This window comes from Streptomyces sp. NPDC048590 (assembly GCF_043199535.1).
Taxonomy (GTDB): domain Bacteria; phylum Actinomycetota; class Actinomycetes; order Streptomycetales; family Streptomycetaceae; genus Streptomyces.
Window position 1 is genome coordinate 449,066 of record NZ_JBICWC010000003.1, and the last position, 20,242, is coordinate 469,307.

19 protein-coding genes and 1 tRNA gene are annotated in these 20,242 nt (G+C 70.1%); 6 read left to right on the top strand and 14 right to left on the bottom strand.

Annotated elements, in window-relative coordinates; all coding sequences use genetic code 11:
* Window positions 1-143 precede the first annotated feature (143 nt).
* From thrC to ACGFNN_RS10320, 5 genes are all read right to left on the bottom strand, one after another.
* Window positions 144-1,214 (bottom strand): threonine synthase, encoded by a 1,071-nt coding sequence (thrC, locus tag ACGFNN_RS10300; RefSeq protein WP_362542336.1) that lies wholly within the window; start codon window positions 1,212-1,214, stop codon window positions 144-146.
* Window positions 1,215-1,220: 6 nt separating this feature from the next.
* Window positions 1,221-2,573, bottom strand: a complete 1,353-nt coding sequence (locus tag ACGFNN_RS10305; protein ID WP_393554556.1) for a homoserine dehydrogenase — start codon at window positions 2,571-2,573, stop codon at window positions 1,221-1,223.
* 95 nt (window positions 2,574-2,668) lie between these two features.
* Window positions 2,669-4,060, bottom strand: a complete 1,392-nt coding sequence (gene lysA, locus ACGFNN_RS10310) for a diaminopimelate decarboxylase (RefSeq protein ID WP_362542343.1) — start codon at window positions 4,058-4,060, stop codon at window positions 2,669-2,671.
* A gap of 24 nt (window positions 4,061-4,084) precedes the next feature.
* Window positions 4,085-5,149 (bottom strand): ArgS-related anticodon-binding protein NrtL, encoded by a 1,065-nt coding sequence (gene nrtL / locus ACGFNN_RS10315; protein WP_393554558.1) that lies wholly within the window; start codon window positions 5,147-5,149, stop codon window positions 4,085-4,087.
* A gap of 137 nt (window positions 5,150-5,286) precedes the next feature.
* Entirely contained in the window at window positions 5,287-5,790 is a 504-nt protein-coding gene (locus tag ACGFNN_RS10320) for a response regulator (protein WP_393554560.1), read from the bottom strand.
* A gap of 159 nt (window positions 5,791-5,949) precedes the next feature.
* On the opposite strand from ACGFNN_RS10320, the gene ACGFNN_RS10325 reads away from it, so the two are divergent.
* The 6 genes from ACGFNN_RS10325 to ACGFNN_RS10350 all read left to right on the top strand — a co-directional run bounded on the left by ACGFNN_RS10325 (window position 5,950) and on the right by ACGFNN_RS10350 (window position 9,454).
* Window positions 5,950-6,021, top strand: a tRNA-Arg gene (locus tag ACGFNN_RS10325).
* Window positions 6,022-6,535: 514 nt separating this feature from the next.
* On the top strand, window positions 6,536-6,688 hold the full coding sequence (locus ACGFNN_RS10330) for a hypothetical protein (protein ID WP_393554562.1): 153 nt from the start codon (window positions 6,536-6,538) through the stop codon (window positions 6,686-6,688).
* A gap of 77 nt (window positions 6,689-6,765) precedes the next feature.
* Window positions 6,766-7,143 carry a hypothetical protein gene (locus tag ACGFNN_RS10335; protein WP_393554564.1) on the top strand — a complete coding sequence of 126 codons (378 nt, stop codon included), beginning with the start codon at window positions 6,766-6,768 and terminating at the stop codon, window positions 7,141-7,143.
* On the top strand, window positions 7,136-8,716 hold the full coding sequence (locus ACGFNN_RS10340) for a caspase family protein (RefSeq protein WP_393554566.1): 1,581 nt from the start codon (window positions 7,136-7,138) through the stop codon (window positions 8,714-8,716). Before ACGFNN_RS10335 ends, ACGFNN_RS10340 begins: the two co-directional genes overlap by 8 nt.
* The gene (locus ACGFNN_RS10345) at window positions 8,713-9,000 is read left to right on the top strand and encodes a hypothetical protein (protein ID WP_393554568.1); all 288 of its coding nucleotides are present in this window, start codon (window positions 8,713-8,715) and stop codon (window positions 8,998-9,000) included. Before ACGFNN_RS10340 ends, ACGFNN_RS10345 begins: the two co-directional genes overlap by 4 nt.
* A gap of 10 nt (window positions 9,001-9,010) precedes the next feature.
* Window positions 9,011-9,454, top strand: a complete 444-nt coding sequence (locus ACGFNN_RS10350) for a hypothetical protein (protein ID WP_393554569.1) — start codon at window positions 9,011-9,013, stop codon at window positions 9,452-9,454.
* Window positions 9,455-9,709: 255 nt separating this feature from the next.
* Here ACGFNN_RS10350 and ACGFNN_RS10355 read toward each other — a convergent pair whose 3' ends face one another.
* The 9 genes from ACGFNN_RS10355 to ACGFNN_RS10395 all read right to left on the bottom strand — a co-directional run bounded on the left by ACGFNN_RS10355 (window position 9,710) and on the right by ACGFNN_RS10395 (window position 20,143).
* Window positions 9,710-10,564 carry a hypothetical protein gene (locus tag ACGFNN_RS10355; RefSeq protein ID WP_393554571.1) on the bottom strand — a complete coding sequence of 285 codons (855 nt, stop codon included), beginning with the start codon at window positions 10,562-10,564 and terminating at the stop codon, window positions 9,710-9,712.
* A gap of 530 nt (window positions 10,565-11,094) precedes the next feature.
* On the bottom strand, window positions 11,095-11,826 hold the full coding sequence (locus ACGFNN_RS10360) for a hypothetical protein (protein ID WP_393554573.1): 732 nt from the start codon (window positions 11,824-11,826) through the stop codon (window positions 11,095-11,097).
* Window positions 11,827-11,896: 70 nt separating this feature from the next.
* Window positions 11,897-12,901, bottom strand: coding sequence for a 2-oxoacid:ferredoxin oxidoreductase subunit beta (locus tag ACGFNN_RS10365; protein ID WP_393555098.1), 1,005 nt, complete (start codon window positions 12,899-12,901; stop codon window positions 11,897-11,899).
* A gap of 100 nt (window positions 12,902-13,001) precedes the next feature.
* Entirely contained in the window at window positions 13,002-14,873 is a 1,872-nt protein-coding gene (locus ACGFNN_RS10370; protein WP_393555099.1) for a 2-oxoacid:acceptor oxidoreductase subunit alpha, read from the bottom strand.
* Window positions 14,852-15,091: a DUF6059 family protein gene (locus ACGFNN_RS10375; RefSeq protein ID WP_393554575.1), complete on the bottom strand. Its 240-nt coding sequence runs from the start codon at window positions 15,089-15,091 to the stop codon at window positions 14,852-14,854. The genes ACGFNN_RS10370 and ACGFNN_RS10375 overlap by 22 nt, the downstream gene beginning before the upstream one ends.
* Window positions 15,088-16,872: an acyltransferase domain-containing protein gene (locus tag ACGFNN_RS10380; RefSeq protein WP_393554577.1), complete on the bottom strand. Its 1,785-nt coding sequence runs from the start codon at window positions 16,870-16,872 to the stop codon at window positions 15,088-15,090. Before ACGFNN_RS10380 ends, ACGFNN_RS10375 begins: the two co-directional genes overlap by 4 nt.
* A gap of 229 nt (window positions 16,873-17,101) precedes the next feature.
* Window positions 17,102-17,371 carry an acyl carrier protein gene (locus ACGFNN_RS10385; protein ID WP_362556131.1) on the bottom strand — a complete coding sequence of 90 codons (270 nt, stop codon included), beginning with the start codon at window positions 17,369-17,371 and terminating at the stop codon, window positions 17,102-17,104.
* Window positions 17,372-17,666: 295 nt separating this feature from the next.
* Window positions 17,667-18,881, bottom strand: coding sequence for a ketosynthase chain-length factor (locus ACGFNN_RS10390; protein WP_393554579.1), 1,215 nt, complete (start codon window positions 18,879-18,881; stop codon window positions 17,667-17,669).
* Window positions 18,878-20,143, bottom strand: a complete 1,266-nt coding sequence (locus ACGFNN_RS10395; protein ID WP_362556135.1) for a beta-ketoacyl-[acyl-carrier-protein] synthase family protein — start codon at window positions 20,141-20,143, stop codon at window positions 18,878-18,880. The genes ACGFNN_RS10390 and ACGFNN_RS10395 overlap by 4 nt, the downstream gene beginning before the upstream one ends.
* Window positions 20,144-20,242 lie beyond the last annotated feature (99 nt).

A 20,242-nucleotide genomic window follows, 5' to 3' on the forward strand; every position in this document is an offset into this window, starting at 1 on the left:
GGTTGCGGTGGGGCGGGTCGGCCACAGCTTATCGAAGGAAGGTTCTGTGGCGACATAGGGCGCACAGGAGGCGCACGATGCGTGTCGCACACCTCCCATGCGCTCTCCGTCGTGAAACGGCGGCTGAGCTGGGGTGGAGCAGATCAGGCGAGGCCCAGCTTCTCGGCCGCGGCGACCGCGTCGACGGGCACGGTGACGGGCTGCGGCGCGCCCGCGACGGCCCAGTCGGGGTCCTTGAGGCCGTTGCCCGTGACGGTGCAGACGATCTTCTGCCCCGGGTCGACCTTGCCCTCCTCGGCGGCCTTGAGCAGACCGGCCACGGACGCCGCCGAGGCGGGCTCGACGAAGACACCCTCCTGGGACGCCAGCAGGCGGTACGCCGACAGGATCTGACGGTCCGTCACATCATCGATGGCGCCGCCCGACTCGTCCCGCGCGTCCAGGGCGAACTGCCAGGACGCGGGGTTGCCGATCCGGATGGCCGTGGCGATGGTGGCCGGGTCCTTGACGATCTCGCCGCGCACGATCGGCGCGGAGCCGGACGCCTGGAAGCCCCACATGCGGGGGGAGTGCGTGGAAAGGCCGTCTCCCGCGTACTCCTTGTAGCCCTTCCAGTAGGCGGTGATGTTGCCCGCGTTGCCCACCGGCAGCACATGGATGTCGGGGGCGTCGCCGAGCGCGTCGACGATCTCGAACGCGGCGGTCTTCTGGCCCTCGATGCGGACCGGGTTCACCGAATTGACCAGCGCCACCGGGTAGTTGTCCGAGAGACTGCGGGCCAGGGTCAGGCAGTCGTCGAAGTTGCCGTCGACCTGGAGGATCTTGGCGCCGTGGACGAGCGCCTGCCCCATCTTGCCGAGCGCGATCTTGCCCTGCGGCACCAGGACGGCGCAGACCATGCCGGCACGCACCGCGTAGGCGGCCGCGGAGGCCGAGGTGTTGCCGGTGGAGGCGCAGATGACGGCCTGCGCGCCCTCCTCCTTGGCCCGGGTGATCGCCATGGTCATACCGCGGTCCTTGAACGACCCGGTGGGGTTGGCGCCCTCGACCTTGAGGTGCACCTCGCAGCCCGTGCGCTCGGAGAGGACCTGCGCCGGGACGAGCGGCGTACCGCCCTCACGGAGTGTGACGACCGGCGTCGTGCTCGTGACCGGAAGACGGTCCCGGTACTCCTCGATGATGCCGCGCCACTGGTGGGTGCCCTTGCTGGTCATGGGTCCTTACTCCCCTTCAACACGCATGATGCTGGCGACACCACGCACGGTGTCCAGCTTGCGCAGCGCTTCGACGGTCCCGGAGAGGGCCGCGTCGGGCGCGCGGTGGGTGACGACCACGAGGGATGCCTCGCCGTCCCCTCCCGTCCGCCGCCCGGCGCCGCCCTGCTCGCCGGCGATCTCGTCGCTGCTCGAATGTCGGCTCTGCTGTCGGACCGTATCGATCGATACGCCCTGTTCGGCGAAGACCGTCGCGACCTGGGCGAGTACGCCAGGCTTGTCGGCCACGTCGAGACTGATGTGGTACCGCGTCACCACGTCGCCCATGGGGCTGACCGGCAGGCGCGTGTACGCGGACTCACCCGGACCGGTGGTCTTCCCGATGATGTTGCGGCAGACGGCGACGAGGTCGCCGAGGACCGCGGACGCGGTCGGGGAGCCGCCGGCGCCGGGGCCGTAGAACATCAGCTGCCCGGCCGCCTCCGCCTCGACGAAGACCGCGTTGTACGCCTCACGGACGGAGGCCAGCGGGTGGCTGAGGGGGATCATCGCGGGGTGCACGCGGGCGGTGACGGACCGGCCGTCGGCGGCCCGCTCGCAGATGGCGAGGAGCTTGACCGTACAGCCCATGCGACGGGCGGAGGCGATGTCGGCGGCGGTGACCTCGGTGATGCCCTCGCGGTGCACCTCACCGATCTTCACCCGGGTGTGGAAGGCGATCCCGGCGAGGATCGCGGCCTTGGCGGCGGCGTCGAAGCCCTCGACGTCGGCGGTCGGGTCGGCCTCGGCGTACCCGAGCGCGGTGGCCTCGTCGAGCGCCTCGGAATAGCCGGCGCCGCTGGTGTCCATCTTGTCGAGGATGAAGTTGGTCGTGCCGTTGACGATGCCGAGGACCCGGTTGACCTTGTCACCCGCGAGCGACTCGCGCAGCGGGCGGACGAGCGGGATGGCGCCGGCGACGGCCGCCTCGTAGTAGAGGTCGCGGCCGTGCCGCTCGGCCGCGGCGTGCAGCGCGGAGCCGTCCTCGGCGAGCAGCGCCTTGTTGGCGGAGACGACGCCCGCGCCGTGCTCGAAGGCGGTCGTGATGAGCGTACGGGCGGGCTCGATGCCCCCGATGACCTCGATGACGACGTCGATGTCCCCGCGTTTGACGAGGGCGGTCGCGTCCGTGGTGATCAGCGCGGGATCGATGCCCTCGCGCACCCGGGAGGGCCGGCGGACGGCGACACCGGCGAGCTCCACCGGTGCGCCGATGCGCGCGGCGAGGTCGTCGGCGTGCGTCGTCATGATGCGAGCCACCTCTGAGCCGACCACTCCACAGCCCAGCAGCGCCACCTTCAGCGGACGCGTACGCATCATCCGACCTCGTTTCTCATACTTCTGATGTGTGGACCAGTCTCACTCACCGGACGGGCGTTTCTGTCACCCGTCCGGATTTTGAGATGTAAATTTCATCAGCCGACATCGAGACGCAGAAGATCTTCCTCGGTCTCGCGCCGGACGATGACCCGCGCCTGACCGTCGCGCACGGCGACGACCGGGGGGCGCAGGGCGTGGTTGTAGTTGCTCGCCATCGACCGGCAGTACGCGCCGGTGGCCGGCACCGCGATCAGGTCGCCCGGGGCCAGGTCGGACGGCAGGAACGCGTCCTTGACCACGATGTCGCCGCTCTCGCAGTGCTTGCCGACGACGCGTACCAGCATGGGCTCGGCGTCGGAGGTGCGGGAGACGAGGGCGACGCTGTACTCGGCGTCGTACAGCGCGGTGCGGATGTTGTCCGACATGCCGCCGTCGACGCTGACGTACGTCCGCAGGCCCTCCAGGGGCTTGATGGTGCCGACCTCGTAGAGGGTGAACGCCGTGGGGCCGACGATCGCCCGGCCGGGCTCGACGGAGATCCGGGGGGTGCGCAGGCCCGCGGCCTCGCACTCACGGGTCACGATGGCGCCGAGCGCCTTGGCGATCTCGTGCGGCTCGCGGGGGTCGTCGTCGGAGGTGTACGCGATACCGAGGCCGCCGCCGAGGTCGATCTCGGGGAGCTCGACGCCGTGCTCGTCGCGGATCTGGGCGAGCAGCTGGACCACGCGCCGGGCGGAGACCTCGAAGCCGGCCATGTCGAAGATCTGCGAGCCGATGTGCGAGTGGATGCCGACGAGTTCGAGGCCGTCCAGGGTGAGCGCCCTGCGGACCGCCTCGGCCGCCTGGCCGCCGGCGAGCGCGATGCCGAACTTCTGGTCCTCGTGCGCGGTGGCGATGAACTCGTGGGTGTGGGCCTCGACGCCGACGGTGACGCGGATCTGCACGCGCTGGCGGGTACCGAGCCGCTGGGCGGTGTGGGCGACCCTGGCGATCTCCTGGAAGGAGTCGAGCACGATCCGCCCGACCCCGGCCTCGACGGCACGCTCGATCTCGGCGACGGTCTTGTTGTTGCCGTGGAAGGCGATGCGCTCGGCGGGCATCCCGGCGTCCAGCGCGGTCGCCAGCTCGCCCCCGGAGCACACGTCGAGGTTCAGCCCTTCTTCCTTGAGCCAGCGGACCACGGCGCGCGAGAGGAATGCCTTCCCGGCGTAGAAGACGTCGGCTTCGGTGCCGAAGGCGTCGGCCCAGGCGCGGCAGCGTGCCCGGAAGTCGGACTCGTCCAGGAAGTAGGCGGGGGTACCGAACTCCTCGGCGAGCCGGGCGACGGCGATCCCGCCGACGGTGAGCGCGCCGTCGGCGTCACGGGTGACGGTGCGGGACCAGACCTTCGGGTCGAGTTCGTTCAGGTCGGTGGCCGGGGCGCTGTAGTGGCCCTCGGGAAGGACGTCGGCGTGACGGGGGCCGGCGGGGTGGGCGGATCGGCTCATCGTTCTGCTCTGCTCTCTCGGGTCTCAGAGGTGTTCGGGCGCGCTGATGCCGAGTACGGACAGGCCACCGGCGAGCACCGTACCGGCTGCTTCGGCAAGGGCCAGCCGGGAACGGTGGGCGGCCGAGGGTTTCTCGTGGCCGACGGGCAGCGGCGGGGTCGCGTCGTGGAAGTCGAAGAAGGCCGCGGCGACGGTCTCCAGGTGCCGGGCGACCCGGTCGGGGGCCTGGTGGCGTGCGGCCGCGGCGAGCGCGTCGGGGTGGGCGGCGAGCACCTCGTGAAGGGCCGGCGCGTCCACGTCGCTCTCGTAGCGGGGGGTGACGCCGAGCCGCAGGCCCTCGCGGACGAGGGCGCGGCTGCGGGCGTGCGCGTAGCGGACGAGGAAGAGCGGGTTGGGCTCGCCCTGGACGAGGAGGCCGTCGTCGAGGGGCGCGTGATCGTGTGCGGCGGGCCGGAGCAGGCCCCAGAGCGCCGCGTCGGCCCCCAGCCGTTCCAGCAGCTCACCGGCCGTCGCCGCGGCGGGGACGGGCCTCGTCTCCTCCAGCGGCACGGGGGGCCGCCCATGGGCGTCGACGGTGACGCCCAGACGTTCCCAGTCCGGGTCGGGCGCCTCCTCGCAGCTGGTGCGCACCAGGGCGCCCTGGGCGGCCAGCAGCCTCTTCACCGCGGCTGCCCACACCGCCGCCCGGACCTCGCGGCGGTGGTGGAGCCGGCGGACCTGCCCCGCACAGCTTGTGCCAAGGCCGAAGCCGGTCCCCCGGGCCAGTACGTCGCGTACGAGCGCGGCGCGGGCCGCCTCCCCGGCGGAGCTCTCCAGGGTGAAGTTCAGGAAGCCGGGTCCGGTGACCTCGACCCGTCCGATGCCGGGCGCCCCGGCGACCCGCTCACGCAGGATCTCCGCCACACCACGGGCCGGGATTCCCGAGGGGCCCGCCAGTTGCAGGGCGACCGCGCAGGCGTAGTCACCGCTGCCCCCGGGCCGTGTCCGCTCCACCCGCACGCTCGCGGGAACGGGGGCGCGCAGGACGTCCTCGTCGACCGCGCGGCGCACAGCGTGCAGCACGGTCCGGGAGAGATCTGCGGGGGTCACGGGTCAAGCGTATGGGAGGAAGGGGGGCGCCCCGCCAACCGGTTTCCCCATCCGGGCGCCGAGGGCGGTCGCCGGCGCACGGCCGACGGCGTACGAGCAGGAGCGGCCCGCGGGCGTACGGGAGGCACGGGCGGCGCTCAGCCGGCCGGGCTGCGCTCCGCTGCGCCCGCTCCCCGCAGATCCTCGAACCCGCATCCGTCCTCGGACGCCGAGGGGAGCTCCTTGCGGGCGAGCCTGCGCACCATGCTGATCAGTTCGCTCGGCTCGAAGGGCTTGGCCAGGAAGGCGTCGACGGCGGCGGCCGACCCGGACTCGGCCTCGGGTGGAGTGCAGGCACTGATGACGGCGACCGGCAGATGTCCGGTGCGCGGGTCGGCGCGGAGCCTGGCCGCGGTCTGCATGCCGTCGAGGCGTGGCATCACGACGTCGAGGGTGATCACGTCCGGCCGGACCTCGTGCACCAGGTCCAGGCACTCGACGCCGTCGGCCGCGGTCACGACCTCGAAGCCCTCCAGCTCGAGGTTGACCCTGATCAGCTGCCGGATGACCTTGTTGTCGTCCACAACAAGCACGCGGCCGTACGCCCCTGACACCCTCCGAGCGTAGGGCGGGCGGAGGCGCCGCGTCCGGGTTTTGCCCACTTCCGTCCCGGCACGGGGACCCGCCGCTCCCCCGTGCCGACTCCCGGAAGCCCCGGACCACACCTCGGCCACGACCGCCGGCGACGCGTAAAACCTGTACGTGGGCACCCCGTCGGAGCTGGTAGGGTTTCTCTCGTCGCCGCCGAGAGCAGCGGCAACGCCCCCGTAGCTCAGGGGATAGAGCATCGGCCTCCGGAGCCGGGTGCGCAGGTTCGAATCCTGCCGGGGGCACTTCGCAGGAAGTGCCGAAAAGACCCTCTTGCCAGTGGTGACACTGAGCAGAGGGTCTTTTCGCTTGCCCATCGCCGTGGCGATGTGTTCCCGGAGCGCTCTCCTCCACTTCTCGAAGAAGGCATCGAAGTCGTCGGCCACAGTTGGCGCAGCGCCTGCGTGACCAGCGGTCGAACGGCCCGACGACGGCCTGGCCGCACGGCAAGCCGATGCCCGGCGGCCCGTACGTCGCCACGGGCCCGTGCCGCCACGCGGAGTGGGTCCGCGATGTCATCGCGCTGACGGCGCGGGTCCCGGATCCCCGCGGCTGGTCCGATATCGACGGCGAGGCCCGGAACCCTGAGCGTGAGGCGTCGCCCACGCACCCCTTCGTCGCACACCCACCGGAAGACCTCGCGGAGCGGACTACGCGAACGCCCTGCCGCGAGTACGGACCGTTTGGTATTTTTCTCGCGTACCACGATGCGCACAACACCCTTGAGCGAAAACTCTGTTGCCGACGAGGGAGTACTCGATGAGCACGTGTGAAAGGTGCAAAGCAACCGGGCTCGACAAAGGCATGACGCTGTGCGACCCCTGCTTGCGGAAGATCGGGACGGCTCTGCGGGAGCTGGAGGACCAGGGTGTTGATCTCCTGGATCCCGACGACCCCGCCAACCCGTCCTAAGGGCTGTCCCGCAGGGGACACGTGCACGACGTGACCGCGGACGTGCGGACCGGATGCACCATCGACTGGGAGGCCCTATGACTGAAGCGACCTCTTCACAGCGGGCCGGAGACGCCGACGCGCCCTTCGAAGTGGTCCTGTCGGTCTCCGAGCCGGCCGACGTAGGACCGCTGTACCGCCGTCTCAGCTCCCTCCCTGGGCTGGAGGTCTCCCGCATGCGCTCCGGCCCGGGCGTGGGGCAGCTCGGGGTCGTCGAGGTTCTGCAGTTGCTCGTGCCTTCGGCGGCGGTGCTCACGGTCGCGATCCGGACCCTTCCGGCGTTCGTCAAGTCCCGGCGGTCGTCCGTGACGGTGACGCTGACACGCGGCAAGCGTTCCGTGACGGTGAACGTCGAGAACTCCGACGACCCGCAGACGGTCCTCGAGATCGCATCCCGCCTGCTCAGCGATGACTGACCTGACCGGCCGGGACTACTCCCGTTCGCGGGCGGTTCTCATGGGCACCTGGGACTACACGGACTTCGAGACGTCACGGGCCGTGGAACGCAGCTATCACCGGATGCGGGAGCTGCTCCTGGACCCGGTGTGCGGCTCGTGGCCCGAAACCTCCGTCAAGGAGTTCGACAACCGCCCCACGCTCGGCACGACCCATGTCGAGCTCATCGAGACATTCGTCGCGGCCACGGACATCGCGTTCTTCTACTACGTCGGCCACGGCATCTACGATCATCGCGAGCGACTGTGCCTCACCGTGGGCGACACCAGGATCGATTCCAATTACACGACCGCAACAGGGCTGTTGTTCGAGGATGTGCGGGACGCCTTCCGCGCCAGCCGTGCCGCCGTCAAGATCGCGGTGCTCGACTGCTGCTACGCGGGGCTCGCCACCGAGGAGTACGGCCGCCTTTCCGCAGACCGTCTGCCCCCGGTGTCCGGCGCCTACCTGCTGATGAGCAGCAGCGCGTTCGAGACCTCCTGGTACGAGAAGGAGGATGTCCACGACGCGCAGACGTACTTCACCCGAGCCCTCGTGGACACCGTGCGGCAGGGCATCCCCGGCGGACCGGCCGGCCTCACCTTCGATCATGTCTTCCCCGTGGTCGCCGACCAGCTCGTCGAGAACGGCAGGCCCGAGCCCGGCCGCCGCGTCGAGGACAACGCCGCCGGCTGGGTGTTCGCCCGCAACAACGCCCCCGAGGCACCGCCCGAACCAGGGGCTGATCCGGAAGCCCTCTACCGCGAGGCGTACCGCCTCGAGACCAAGGACGGCATCGAGCGGCTTCCTCTGATCACCGCGCATTATCAGGCGGCAGCCGCGGCCGGACACGCCCCCTCGATGAATCGGCTTGGGCAGATCGCCGAAGGCCGGGTACAGGCGAGGATGCAGGGCATCGAGCCGGGGCCTGTCGACGGCGAGGCGCTCCAGGAGGCGACGCAGTGGTACACGAAGGCCTACGAATCCGGTGATCACGCGGCCCCGCTCCACCTCGGGCAGCTCTACGAGGAGCGGTACGGCAACCAGAGGCAGGCACTGTTCTGGTACGACCTCGCCGAACGCCGGGGCAACAGTGCGGCGAAGGAACGTCTGACGGGGCTGGAACAGCGCATCCGTCTCGGGATCGGCGCGTCCTCCCCGCGTCCCGAGGGCGGGAGTGGCGAGGAGCCGGACGCGGCCCCCGTTACCGGCCGCACCCAGGCCGGACGAGCCTCCGAGCTGCTGCGTCGGCGATGGCTTGCGGACTGGGGCGACAAGAATCCTGAACCACTGGCGCTGGCCGACTGCCTCGACGTGCTCACGGACGCCTGCGGTGGAGCCCACGGCGAGTGGGGAATCCTCACGCAGCGGGAACAGGCCGACGTCTTGCGCGACTTCACCACCCCGCTGCCACGCAGGGCGGAGCTCGCGAAGGCTGCACGCCGCTACTACGAGTCCGTCGGCCCGGGTGAGCTCCGCGCTCATGTCGCCCGCCTGCGCCGCCGGGCGGCAGAGGTCCCCGCCGAATCCCCGGACACGGGAAAGACGCCATGACGATCCCACCCGTCAGTACAGAACTCCGGCAGTCCCTCGAACGTCACCGTTTCTCGCTCAGTCCGCAGCCAGGAATGCCCGTCGGCGAGGAGACCGTGCACGTCGTCCTCGACCACGGTGGGGAGACTCTCCACGCCGGCCGGGTGATCCAGGATCGAGGGCTGTGGTCGGCCTTCGCCGTCGTGCGCCCACAGAGTCTGTGGCGGGCCGACGAGGTCGGCCGGTACGAATCGTTCGAGGATGCCGTGCTCGCCGTCCTCATGAGTTTCACCTACGTGGAGTAGGAGGCCCGGAATGCGATTCGAACCCCGGTTCCGCGATCAGATCAGATGCCTCGTCCTCAAGGACCGCAGGGCGAAAGCGCTCGATGAGGCCCTTTCCCCGGGGGACAGGATCGCCTTCAACGGATTTCTGGTGTCGGTCGTCGCCGTGCTTCTCGCCCCCAGGCTGGGCGACCGGTGCGGCATCGCGCGCCTCGCTGTCTTCAGCGACAAGGTCGCTGCCGCACACCGCGCCGAGCGTCGACCGGTCAACGAGTTCGTCGTGGAGGAGATCCTCCGCGAGGTGTACGGCATACCAGGCCTGTTCCTGACGCTCCCCGTACCGCCCAGAACCGTATCGGCGGCGGGCGCGGCGATCGTGCGGTATCTGAACAACACGGACAGGGCTGTCGCTGCCGACATCGACCGCATCCTCGACACCGCTGCCGACCTCCACCGACACCACGGCCCGCGTTGAGGCCGCAGTCGGAGTCAAGGGGGATGCCGCAGGAGAGCCTGTCAGCGAGTGAATCGCGTCTCTGGGCCCGCTCCAACCGTCGGCGGTCCTCCGCTGCCCGGATCGTGCTCCCTCCTATCGTCCCGCACGCCTCCAGGCGTGGACGAACTCACCCCCGAACGGGTGATGGAGCCGTGCACGGCGCTCGAAGCCCAAGACTCGGGATCCGAGCTCCGGGGCGTGAGCCCGCCCATGCCAGGAACCCGCGCATCCGCGTCACTTCCGCCTCCGCGCGATGCGCCAGTCACGGCCCTGCTTGGGCAGCTTGACATCCTCTTCTGCCGGGGAGGCGTCCTCCACCACCTCCCCCGGGATGACGTTGACTGCGGGCCTGGCGAGATCCAGGCCGGAGAGGTGCGTCTTCAGCCGCTTGGACATGGGGAGGAAGGTCGCCAGTGTGAGCGTGCCGGACACGGCGGCTCCGACGAGCGGGATGGCCTTCGAGACGGACTTCGCGAAGGTCTGCTTCGTCATTTCGACGCCGAGATAGGCGGCGACCTTCTTCACTACGGGGTACACGACCCCCTGGGTCAGCGCCCGCTTCGGCAGTTCCCTGGCGACCTGCTCGGAGATCGCCTTGGCGACCTTCCCCACAGCGGCGTTGGCGGCCTGGGTCCCGTACATCACTCCGAAGAAAAGGGTGAGGACCCCCTTGGTGGCGTCGTCGAGCTCGTCGCTCTCGCCGGAGAACAGGTTGGGCCAGCTGTAGAGGTAGGCGAGCTTCTGCGAGATGCGCAGCATGTGGCCCAGGTACTGGGCCAGATCGGCCGGCACCGTCGCGGGGAGGGCCATGGCACCGGGTACCCCGGCAGCCGCTGAGAGGGCGCTCACCTTCGCGGTCTCGTAGCGGATCGCCTCGTTGGCCAGCCTGTCCAACACGTCGAGAGAGATGCCGGCCGCCGCGGGGGTGCTCGCCACGGCGGATCGGACCTCGTACGCCGAGCAGTGACGGGACAGAGCCGTCCGGAGATACGTCTCCCTGTCGATGCATACACCGGGAAGGCGTGCGGCGCGAAGGAGGAAGGCTGAGAAGCTCTCCTCCGGGTTCTCGATCACTTTCCTGGCAGACATGACGAGAACGTACTCCCGGCAGATGCCCCGTATCCCCCGAACCGATCATTCCGAGCCAGGAGGACGCGTTGGGTGGGCGTGGCGGAGCCCGGGAGTCGTATCCAGCTCCCGGGCCCCTGGGGTTGCCACCCAATTGCGCTTGCCAGCGCCGTTTAAGAGTGCGGATCAGTCGTCATACCGTTGTGTTCTGCCTTTGAACTACCGCGCCACGTAGAGGCGCAGGCCGGATTCGAACCAGCATCCAGCGGTGTTCGTCCGCACTCGGTCGATCTGGCAATCGGCGGCGATACTGAAGCTGGAGCGAGAGTCTGAGATTGATCGCGGCTGCCTCTGCCATGTTGGGCCACCCCGGCAGGTGGAGCCGGGGGGAGGACTCGAACCTCCACCGTTACCGCGTCTTCAGGCTGAACGTCAGTTTCAGCTTGCGCTCGTCACACGGGACGGACCTCAATTCCGTCTCGTGCAGGGTGCGCAGCCCCCACGACATTGGCGCGGGGGCGTTCTTGGGGTGTGCCGCCTGCCGTCCGACCCTAGCCGAACAGGTAGCCGAACACCGCGTCTCCGACCCGCCGGTCGGTGACCTCGGCTCCGTTCGCCTCCTCGCGGGCGAACTTCACCGCGTGCTGGAGCTTCTCGACCCGCTCCAGCAGTTCGTTGACCCGTCGCGCCGGAAGCGCTCCGGAGAACTTCACGGTCGTCCAGTACCCGATCGGCACGTCCTCGTAGTACACGTCGACCTGCGCCGGGTGCTTGTCGGTCGCTTCGGCCTTGACGTGGTTGCGCGGGACCTTCTTGGTCCGGATCGTGCGGACCGGGTCGGTCTTCCACCAGTCCGTCGAGGGGTCGAGCGACCAGGACTCGGCAGCGTCCAGGACGGGAAGCTTCTTCACGAAGGTGTGGAGGTCGGTGAGCTGCTTCTCCAGGAACAGGAGGTAGCTGACCGGGACGTCGCCGACGATCGTGCGTCCCTCGACGGTGACGTCCGCGCGGGCCTCGCAGTTCGCCCAGTCCTTCGTCGCGGTCACGTCGAACAGCCGGGTCAGCGACGCGGACATCTCACGCAGCGCCTCCTCCGCCTTGACCTGGACCCGCGCGGACTCGGGCGGGAGCTGCTCGCCCTCTTCGTCCTTCGGCTGGTACGTACGCGAGATGCCTGCCAGCAGTGCCGGCTTCTGCACCTTGTGATGGGCCGCGGTGATGTCCTGGAGCGACTTGCTCTTGACACCCTTCTCCACGGCGATGATCTGGTTGAGCTTGGTCACTTCGCCCCCTTCGAGTGACAGAAACGTACCGCACGTCCATTCGATCGGTCGTGGGGGTTTTAACGGTAAGTCAGCCGATGACGGTCCAGGTGTCCTGGCCGGTCAGGAGGGTGTTCAGGTCGCCTTTGCCGTGTTGTTCGACGGCGTTGTCGAGCTGGTCGGTCATGAGGGTGTCGTAGACGGGGCGTTCGACGCTGCGGAGGATGCCGATGGGGGTGTGGTGGAGGGTGTCGGGGTCGGCGAGGCGGGAGAGCGCGAACGCGGTGGTGGGGCTGGGGTTGTGGGCGTCGTGGACGAGGATCTGTGACTGGTTGGCCTCGGTGACCTCGACGATGGTCAGGTCGCCGGTGAGGGGGTCGCGGACGACGCCCTTGGGGTGGTCGTCGGTGCCGAAGAGGATCGGTTTGCCGTGTTCGAGGCGGATGACGGCCTGCTGGGCCTGTTCCTTGTCCTTGAGGACCTCGAAGGCGCCGTCGTTGAAGATGTTGCAGTTCTGGTAGATCTCCACCAGGGCGGTGCCGGGGTGGTCGGCCGCGGCGCGGAGCACGCTGGTGAGGTGCTTGCGGTCGGAGTCGACGGTGCGGGCGACGAAGGTGGCCTCGGCGCCGAGGGCGAGGGAGACCGGGTTGAAGGGGGCGTCCAGCGACCCCATCGGGGTGGACTTGGTGATCTTCCCGATTTCGGAGGTCGGGGAGTACTGGCCTTTGGTGAGGCCGTAGATCCGGTTGTTGAAGAGCAGGATCTTGAGGTTGACGTTGCGGCGCAGGGCGTGGATGAGGTGGTTGCCGCCGATGGAGAGTGCGTCGCCGTCGCCGGTGACGACCCAGACGGACAGGTCGCGGCGGGAGGTGGCCAGGCCGGTCGCGATGGAGGGGGCGCGGCCGTGGATGGAGTGCATCCCGTAGGTGTTCATGTAGTACGGGAAGCGGGACGAGCAGCCGATGCCGGAGACGAAGGTGATGTTCTCCTTGGCCAGGCCGAGTTCGGGCATGAAGCCCTGAACGGCGGCCAGGACGGCGTAGTCACCGCAGCCCGGGCACCAGCGAACCTCCTGATCGGACTTGAAGTCCTTCATCGACTGCTTGCCCTCGGCCTTGGGCACCAGCTGGAGCAGTTCGTTGGGGCGTGTCTCGCCGGAGCCGAGCTCGTCGGGCAGCAGTTCGCCGGTGTCGGTCTCAGGCATCGATGGTCTCCTTGAGGGCGGTGGCGAGCTGCTCGGCCTTGAAGGGCATGCCGTTGACCTGGTTGTACGAGTGGATGTCGACCAGATATCTGGCGCGGAGCATCATGGCGAACTGTCCGAGGTTCATCTCCGGGACCACGATTCGCTCATACCTGTCGAGGACTTCGCCGAGATTCCTGGGGAAGGGGTTGAGGTGGCGGAGGTGGGCCTGGGCGATGGTGTCGCCCGCGGCGCGGAGTCGGCGGACGGCCGCGGTGATCGGACCGTAGGTGGAGCCCCAGCCCAGGACGAGGGTGCGCGCGTCGGCCGGGTCGTCGACCTGGAGGTCGGGGACCTCGATCCCGTCGATCTTGGCCTGGCGGGTGCGGACCATGAAGTCGTGGTTGGCCGGGTCGTAGGAGATGTTCCCGGTGCCGTCCTGCTTCTCGATCCCGCCGATCCGGTGTTCCAGACCGGGCGTGCCGGGGATCGCCCAGGGGCGGGCCAGGGTCTGCGGATCCCGCTTGTAGGGCCAGAACACCTCGGTACCGTCAGCGAGTTCGTGGTTGGGTCCGGTCGCGAACTGGGTCCGCAGGTCGGGGAGACTGTCGATCTCCGGGATCCGCCAGGGCTCGGACCCGTTGGCGAGATACCCATCGGACAGCAGGAACACCGGGGTCCGGTACGTCAGGGCGATCCGGGCGGCGTCCAGGGCCGCGTCGAAACAGTCCGCCGGAGTCCGCGGCGCGATCACCGGAACGGGGGCCTCACCGTTACGCCCGTACATCGCCTGCAGCAGATCGGCCTGCTCCGTCTTCGTCGGCAGCCCCGTCGAGGGCCCGCCGCGCTGGATGTCGATGATCAGCAACGGGAGTTCCAGGGAGACGGCCAGGCCGATCGTCTCCGACTTCAGCGCCACCCCCGGGCCCGACGTCGTCGTCACCGCGAGGGAGCCACCGAACGCCGCGCCCAGCGCCGCACCGATCCCGGCGATCTCGTCCTCCGCCTGGAACGTGCGCACACCGAAGTTCTTGTGCTTGCTCAGTTCGTGCAGGATGTCGGAGGCCGGGGTGATCGGATACGACCCCAGATACACCGGGAGATCCGCCTGCCGGCCCGCCGCGATCAGCCCGTACGACAACGCGAGATTCCCCGAGATGTTGCGGTAGGTGCCCGTCGGGAAAGCCTGGGACGCCGGGGCCACCTCGTAGGAGACCGCGAAATCCTCCGTCGTCTCACCGAAATTCCAGCCCGCCCGGAACGCCGCCACGTTCGCCTCCGCGATCTGCGGCTTCTTCGCGAACTTCGACCGGAGGAATGTCTCCGTCCCCTCGGTCGGACGGTTGTACATCCAGGACAACAGGCCCAGCGCGAACATATTCTTCGACCGCTCGGCCTCCTTACGGGAAAGACCGAATTCCTTCAACGCCTCGATCGTCAACGTCGTCAACGGCACCGGATGAACGTTGTAGGCCTCCAGAGAACCGTCCTCCAACGGCGACTGGTCATATCCGACCTTCGCCATCGGACGTTTCGTGAACTCGTCCGTGTTCACGATGATGTCCGCACCCCGCGGCACATCGGCGATATTCGCCTTCAACGCCGCCGGATTCATCGCGACCAGCACGTTCGGCGCGTCCCCCGGGGTCAGGATGTCGTGATCCGCGAAATGCAGCTGGAACGACGACACCCCCGGCAGCGTCCCGGCAGGCGCCCGGATCTCGGCCGGGAAGTTCGGCAGCGTCGACAGATCGTTCCCGAACGACGCCGTCTCCGACGTGAACCGGTCCCCCGTCAACTGCATCCCATCACCCGAGTCACCCGCGAACCGGATGATCACACGATCCAGACGACGGACTTCCTTCACTGTGTCTCCCTGATCGATTGCACGAGCTGCCTCTGCAGGGCGAGTTCCGTGCTGGTCAGTGGAACGTCGGCGCAGAGGCGTTCCGGATGGCCCGCAGGTGGTTCGTCCAGGCGGGCCGGGGCCATCGGGATCGGCGGCCCCATCGTGGGGAGGCCCAGCCAGACCCAGCCCACCGCGGTCAGCGAGTGGTAGACCTCGCGCAGCGCTCTCGTCACGTAGGTGCTGACGTGCTTCATGCGGGCTGTGCCTCCGCCCTGGCGCGCTCGGGGAGGTCCTCGGTGCTCTCGACGCACTCCTCGCCCCAGGTCCACAGTCTGGCCACGGCGTTGAGGTCGAGGTCGTGGCCCTCGGTCCAGATGCGGGCGGCCGCGGTGAGCACCGACTGGCGGTCGGCCTCCGGCGTTCCGGGGCGAGCCGGGAGGAGCGGAGCGACCGCGCCGGCTCCGAGGCGGATCGACCGGTGCCGGCGGGCGAAGGCGGTGAGTGTCTGCCGGGGGCCCGCCTCGACGAGGAGGACGTCGTCGGCGGCCAGGAGCTCGTCCAGAGCGTCCCTGAAGTGGACCGTGTCGGTGATCTGGCGGGCCCAGAACCGCGGGCTGCACGCCTGTTCCCCGCTCATGATGGTGCCGGTGTAGCCCGAGTAGAACGGCAGTTTCGGCTCGCGCAGCGGGATGTCGCGGTACGCGATCTCCACCGCGTCGGAGGCCGGTGCCATGGCCGGGGAGTGGAAGGGGCTGGTCGCCGGCACCGTGACCACGGTGTGCCCGTCCGCCTTGAGGCGGGCGGCCACCTCGGTGAGCGGCTCCTTCGAACCGGCCAGCATGACCTGCTGGTTGGCGTTCACCGCCGCGATGCCGACGTCCCCGGTCAGGTACGGGAGCAGTTGCTCCTCGCTCGCGGCGACCGCGAGCATGCCGCCCTCCGGTACCTTCACCGCCTCCCGGACCCTGGCGAGGACCATCCGGGCCGCGTCGCGCAGGGACACGACTCCGGCGAACGTCGCGGCGACGAGCTCCCCGGCGCTGTGGCCGAGGAAGGCCGCGGGGCGGACGCCCCAGCTGAGCACGAGGCGTCCGAGCGCGTAGTCGATCGCGAACAGCAGGGGCTGGGCCCGGCGTACGTCGTCGATGCCGATGGTGGCGCGGGCGGGGTCGAGCCAGTCGGAGCGGACCCGGTGGCCCTCGTCGCCCATGTGGGAGAGGGCCGCGTCGACCGCCGCGGTGAAGACGGGCTCGGCCCGGTAGAGGCCGGCGGCCATCCGGGCGTGCTGGGATCCCTGGCCGGGGAAGAGCAGGACGACCGGCCTCGGGCGTGAGGCGTCGGAGGTACGGGCCTGGTGCACCGCGCGGGCGGCGAGGGCGGACACCGCGACCGCGGCTCCGCGTACCGGCCCCGGGGCCGTTCCGCAGGGCACCGCGGTCGGCAGGGCGGGGAAGATCTCGCGGTGCAGGCCGTCGAGCATCGGCAGGAGTTCACCGCGTACGCGTTGCTCGTCCTCGGAGTTGCGGCCCGACCAGAGGACGAGCCGGTGGCGGTCGGGGTCGGTGGCCCTGGGGGGCTGGGGCAGCGGGCGCAACGGTGGCGAGGTGTCCTCGTCGGCCGGGGCGGTGACGTCCAGTACGCCGAGGACGGCGTCGCCCTCGGCGACCGCCTCGGCGGCTCGCTTGACGGCGTAGACGGTGATGGTCTGGGGGTCGGGTTCGCCGAATCCCGCGACCAGGACGAGGTCGGCCGTCCCGAGGTGGAGTTCGCGGTGCGCCCGGCGCAGGGCGCGTGCGGGCGTGGGCTCGGTGCCGACGGTGAAGCCCTCGTGCTCGGGGCGCAGACCGGCGTCGACGGTGGCGGCGCCGACGAGGACGACCGTACGGGCGGGGAGGTCCTCGGGGGCGCGGCCGAAGGCTCGCAGCACCGCGGACACTCCGGCCGCGGACGCGGTGATCCGGCTGGGGTTCCGGGGTGCGGAGCCGGGGCTGACGATCAGCCGGCGGACCACCGCACTCTGTGAAGTGATCGACATGGTTCCTCCTCGTGGGCCCGGCTCAGGCCCGGTCGGTGCGTTGCCGGGGCGTTGCGTCGGCCTCGGGGCGGGGGCGGGATCTCCGACGCTGCCCGCAAGGGGTGGCAGGCCGTCAGCCCTGAGGTGCACGGAGACGTACGGAGGTGCGGGGTGCTGCCGCGGGTCGTGCGCGAGGTGTCACGGCCGCCCCGCCCGGGGGATGGGAGGCGGGGCGGCCGTGGAGACCGGCTCAGGCCGCGGTGGCCGCGCCGGCGTTGATGAGGGCGAGGAGGGCGCCCGGGGTCTCGGCGTCGACGACGGCGTCGTCCGGGATCTCGATGCCGTACTCGCGCTGGATCTGGCCGATGACCTGGAGCAGGGCGAGGGAGTCGTAACCGAGCTCCATGAAGGGGGTGTCGATGACGTCACCGTCGAGGTCGATGCCCTCCTCCTCGCCGGCGCTCTCGCGCAGCATGCGGGTCAGGTCGGCCAGGGTCACTGTGGCGGTCGTGGTGCTCATGGTCGGTGCCGTCCTCTCGGTTGGGCGCTTGGATGGTGTCGCCGTTACTGGTGGGGCGTGGGCTGCCGTGCGGCTGGTGAGATCCAGCTGGTGAAATCGGTCGGCCGGTGGGGCTGGGGGGGGCCGGTGTGGCGCCGGTAGGGGGCCGATGGCGCTCGTGGGGTCGCCGTACGGCCAGTGGAACCTCTCGGGCTCGTGGGGCCTTGTAGCCCCGGTGGAGCGGTGGTTCGCCCCGTGGAGCAGTGCTCCGTCCAAGGTGCGGCGCTCCACCGGACACACCGGCGGGCGCTCGGCGTCAGCGGGCTCGGCGTACGACCAGGGCCGCGTTGAAGCCTCCGTGGCCCCTGGCGAGGACGAGCGCGTTACGCAGCTCCTTCTCCCGGGCCTCGGTGACGAGGTCGATGGTGTGCCCGGGTGCGGCGGACGCCACGTTGGCCGTGGGCGGGATGACGCCGTCGCGCAGGGCGAGCAGCGCGGTGGCCACGTCGAGGGCGGCGCCGCCCGCGAGGAGCCGGCCGGTCATGGTCTTGGGCGCGGTGACGGGGACGCCGTGCGCGCCGAAGAGTTCCGTGAGGGCCTGGGCCTCGGCCCGGTCGAGTTCGGGTACTCCGGAGGCGTCCGCGAAGACGACGTCGATGTCGCTCGCGGAGATCCCGGCGTCGGCGAGGGCGTTCTCGGCGGCGCGGCGCAGGCCGGGCGGCCGGCCGCTGCCCGGGGCGGGGTCGAGGGTGGACGCGTAGCCCGAGATCTCGCCGTAGACCGTGGCGGCGCCCCGGGCACGTGCTGATTCGGCGTCCTCGACGAGGAGGATCGCGCCGCCCTCTCCGGGGACGTATCCGCCTGCCTCCTCGGAGAAGGGCAGGTAGGCGCGGGCCGGGTCGTCGACGGTGCTCATCAGACCGGAGGCGATCTGCGGCACCCACCCCCAGGGGCAGATGGCCGCGTCGACACCGCCGGATATGACGGCGGGGAAGCCCTTGCGGATGTGGCGGCGGGCGTGGCCGACGGCGTCGATGCCGCCGGCCTGTTCGGTGAGGAGCACGCCGCTGGGGCCGCGGAGCTTGTGGCGGATGGAGATCTGGCCGGTGTTGACGGCGTAGAACCAGGCGAAGGACTGGTACGCGCTGACGTACTCCTTGCCCTTGCTCCACAGGTTCTGGAGCTCCCGCTGGCCGAACTCGACGGCTCCGCCCGAGGCGGCGGTGACCACGCCGATGCCGTACTCGGGCATCTCCGAGGTGTCGATGCCGGCGTCCGCGAGCGCCCAGTCGGCCGCGGTCAGCGCGAGGCGCGTCATGTGGTCGGTCTGCGGCATCAGCCTGCTGGGGATGTGGTCCTCGGCGACGTAGTCGCCGACCTCCCCGGCGATCCGGGAGGGGTACTGGGTGGCGTCGAAGCGGGTGACGGGTCCGAGGCCGGACTCGCTGGCCAGTACGGCCTTCCAGTAGTTCTCGGTTCCCAGGCCGTTGGGGGCGGTGATGCCCAGGCCGGTCACCACGGCGGTGGTCATACGGTGCTCCTCTCCGGGCGGGCCAGCACCATGGCGCTCTGGAATCCGCCGAAACCGCTGCCCACGCTGAGGACCGCGTCGGTCTTCTTCTCGCGGGCGGTCAGCGGGATGTAGTCGAGGTCGAGCTCGGGGTCGGGCTCGTGGAGGTTCGCGGTGGGCGGCAGGACGCCGTGCTCCATCGCGAGGGCGCAGGCCGCGATCTCCAGGGAGCCGATCGCGCCGAGCGAGTGCCCGATCATCGACTTGATGGAGCTCACCGGGGTGCGGTACGCGTGCTCCCCGAGGCTGCGCTTGAAGGCACCGGTCTCGTGGCGGTCGTTCATCTTGGTGCCGGAGCCGTGTGCGTTGATGTAGTCGAGTGCCTCCGGGGCGAGCCGGGCCTCGGCCAGGGCGGCGTCGATGGCCTCGGCCATCTCGAGGCCCTCGGGCTTGAGACCGGTCATGTGGTACGCGTTGCAGCGGGAGGCGAAGCCCGCGATCTCGGCGTAGATGTGGGCTCCGCGGGCCCGGGCGCTCTCCAGCTCCTCCAGGACCAGGATCGCCGCGCCCTCGCCGAGGACGAGTCCGCTGCGGGTGCGGTCGAAGGGCCGGCAGGAGCTCTCCGGGGTGTCGTTGCGGGGTGTGGTGGCGTGGATGGCGTCGAAGCAGGCCGAGGTGATCGGTGAGATCGGGGCCTCGGTGGCACCGGCGATCATGATGTCGGCGGTGCCCTCGCGGATGAGTTCCACCGCGTGGCCCAGGGAGTCGAGACCGGAGGTGCATCCGGTGGAGACGACCGCCGCGGGGCCTTCCGCCCCGGCCGCCAGACCGACCTCGGCGGCGATGGAGCTGGGTACGAAGTGCCGGTACAGCTCGGGTACGGCGTACTCGTGGTCCACGTTCCACTTGCGGCCGCCGTCGCTGACGACCGCGTACTCGCGTTCCAGGCTGGTGGTGCAGCCGACCGCGCTGCCCACCGCGGTGCCGACGCGGCCCGGGTCGAGGGCCGAGAGGTCGAGTCCGCTGTCGGCGAGGGCTTCCCGGGTGGAGACCACCGCGAACTGGGAGGCCCGGTCGAGCCGGCGCGTCTCCTGGTGGGAGAGTCCGGCGGCCAGGGGGTCGAAGTCGCATTCGGCGGCGACCTGCGAACGGAACGGCGAGGGGTCGTAGAAGGAGATTCTCCGGGTGGCGGTGCGGCCCGCCGTCAGGAGGTTCCAGTACTCCTTGACACCGACCCCACCGGGGGCCACGACGCCCAGGCCGGTGATGGCGACTCTGCGCATGGTCTACCTGGCCTTCGACGGGGCCTGGTGCGGCTCTGCGCACCTGCCGGTTGGCACTGTGGGGGTCACTGTCGATCCCTTCGTCCGTGTCACTGCTGA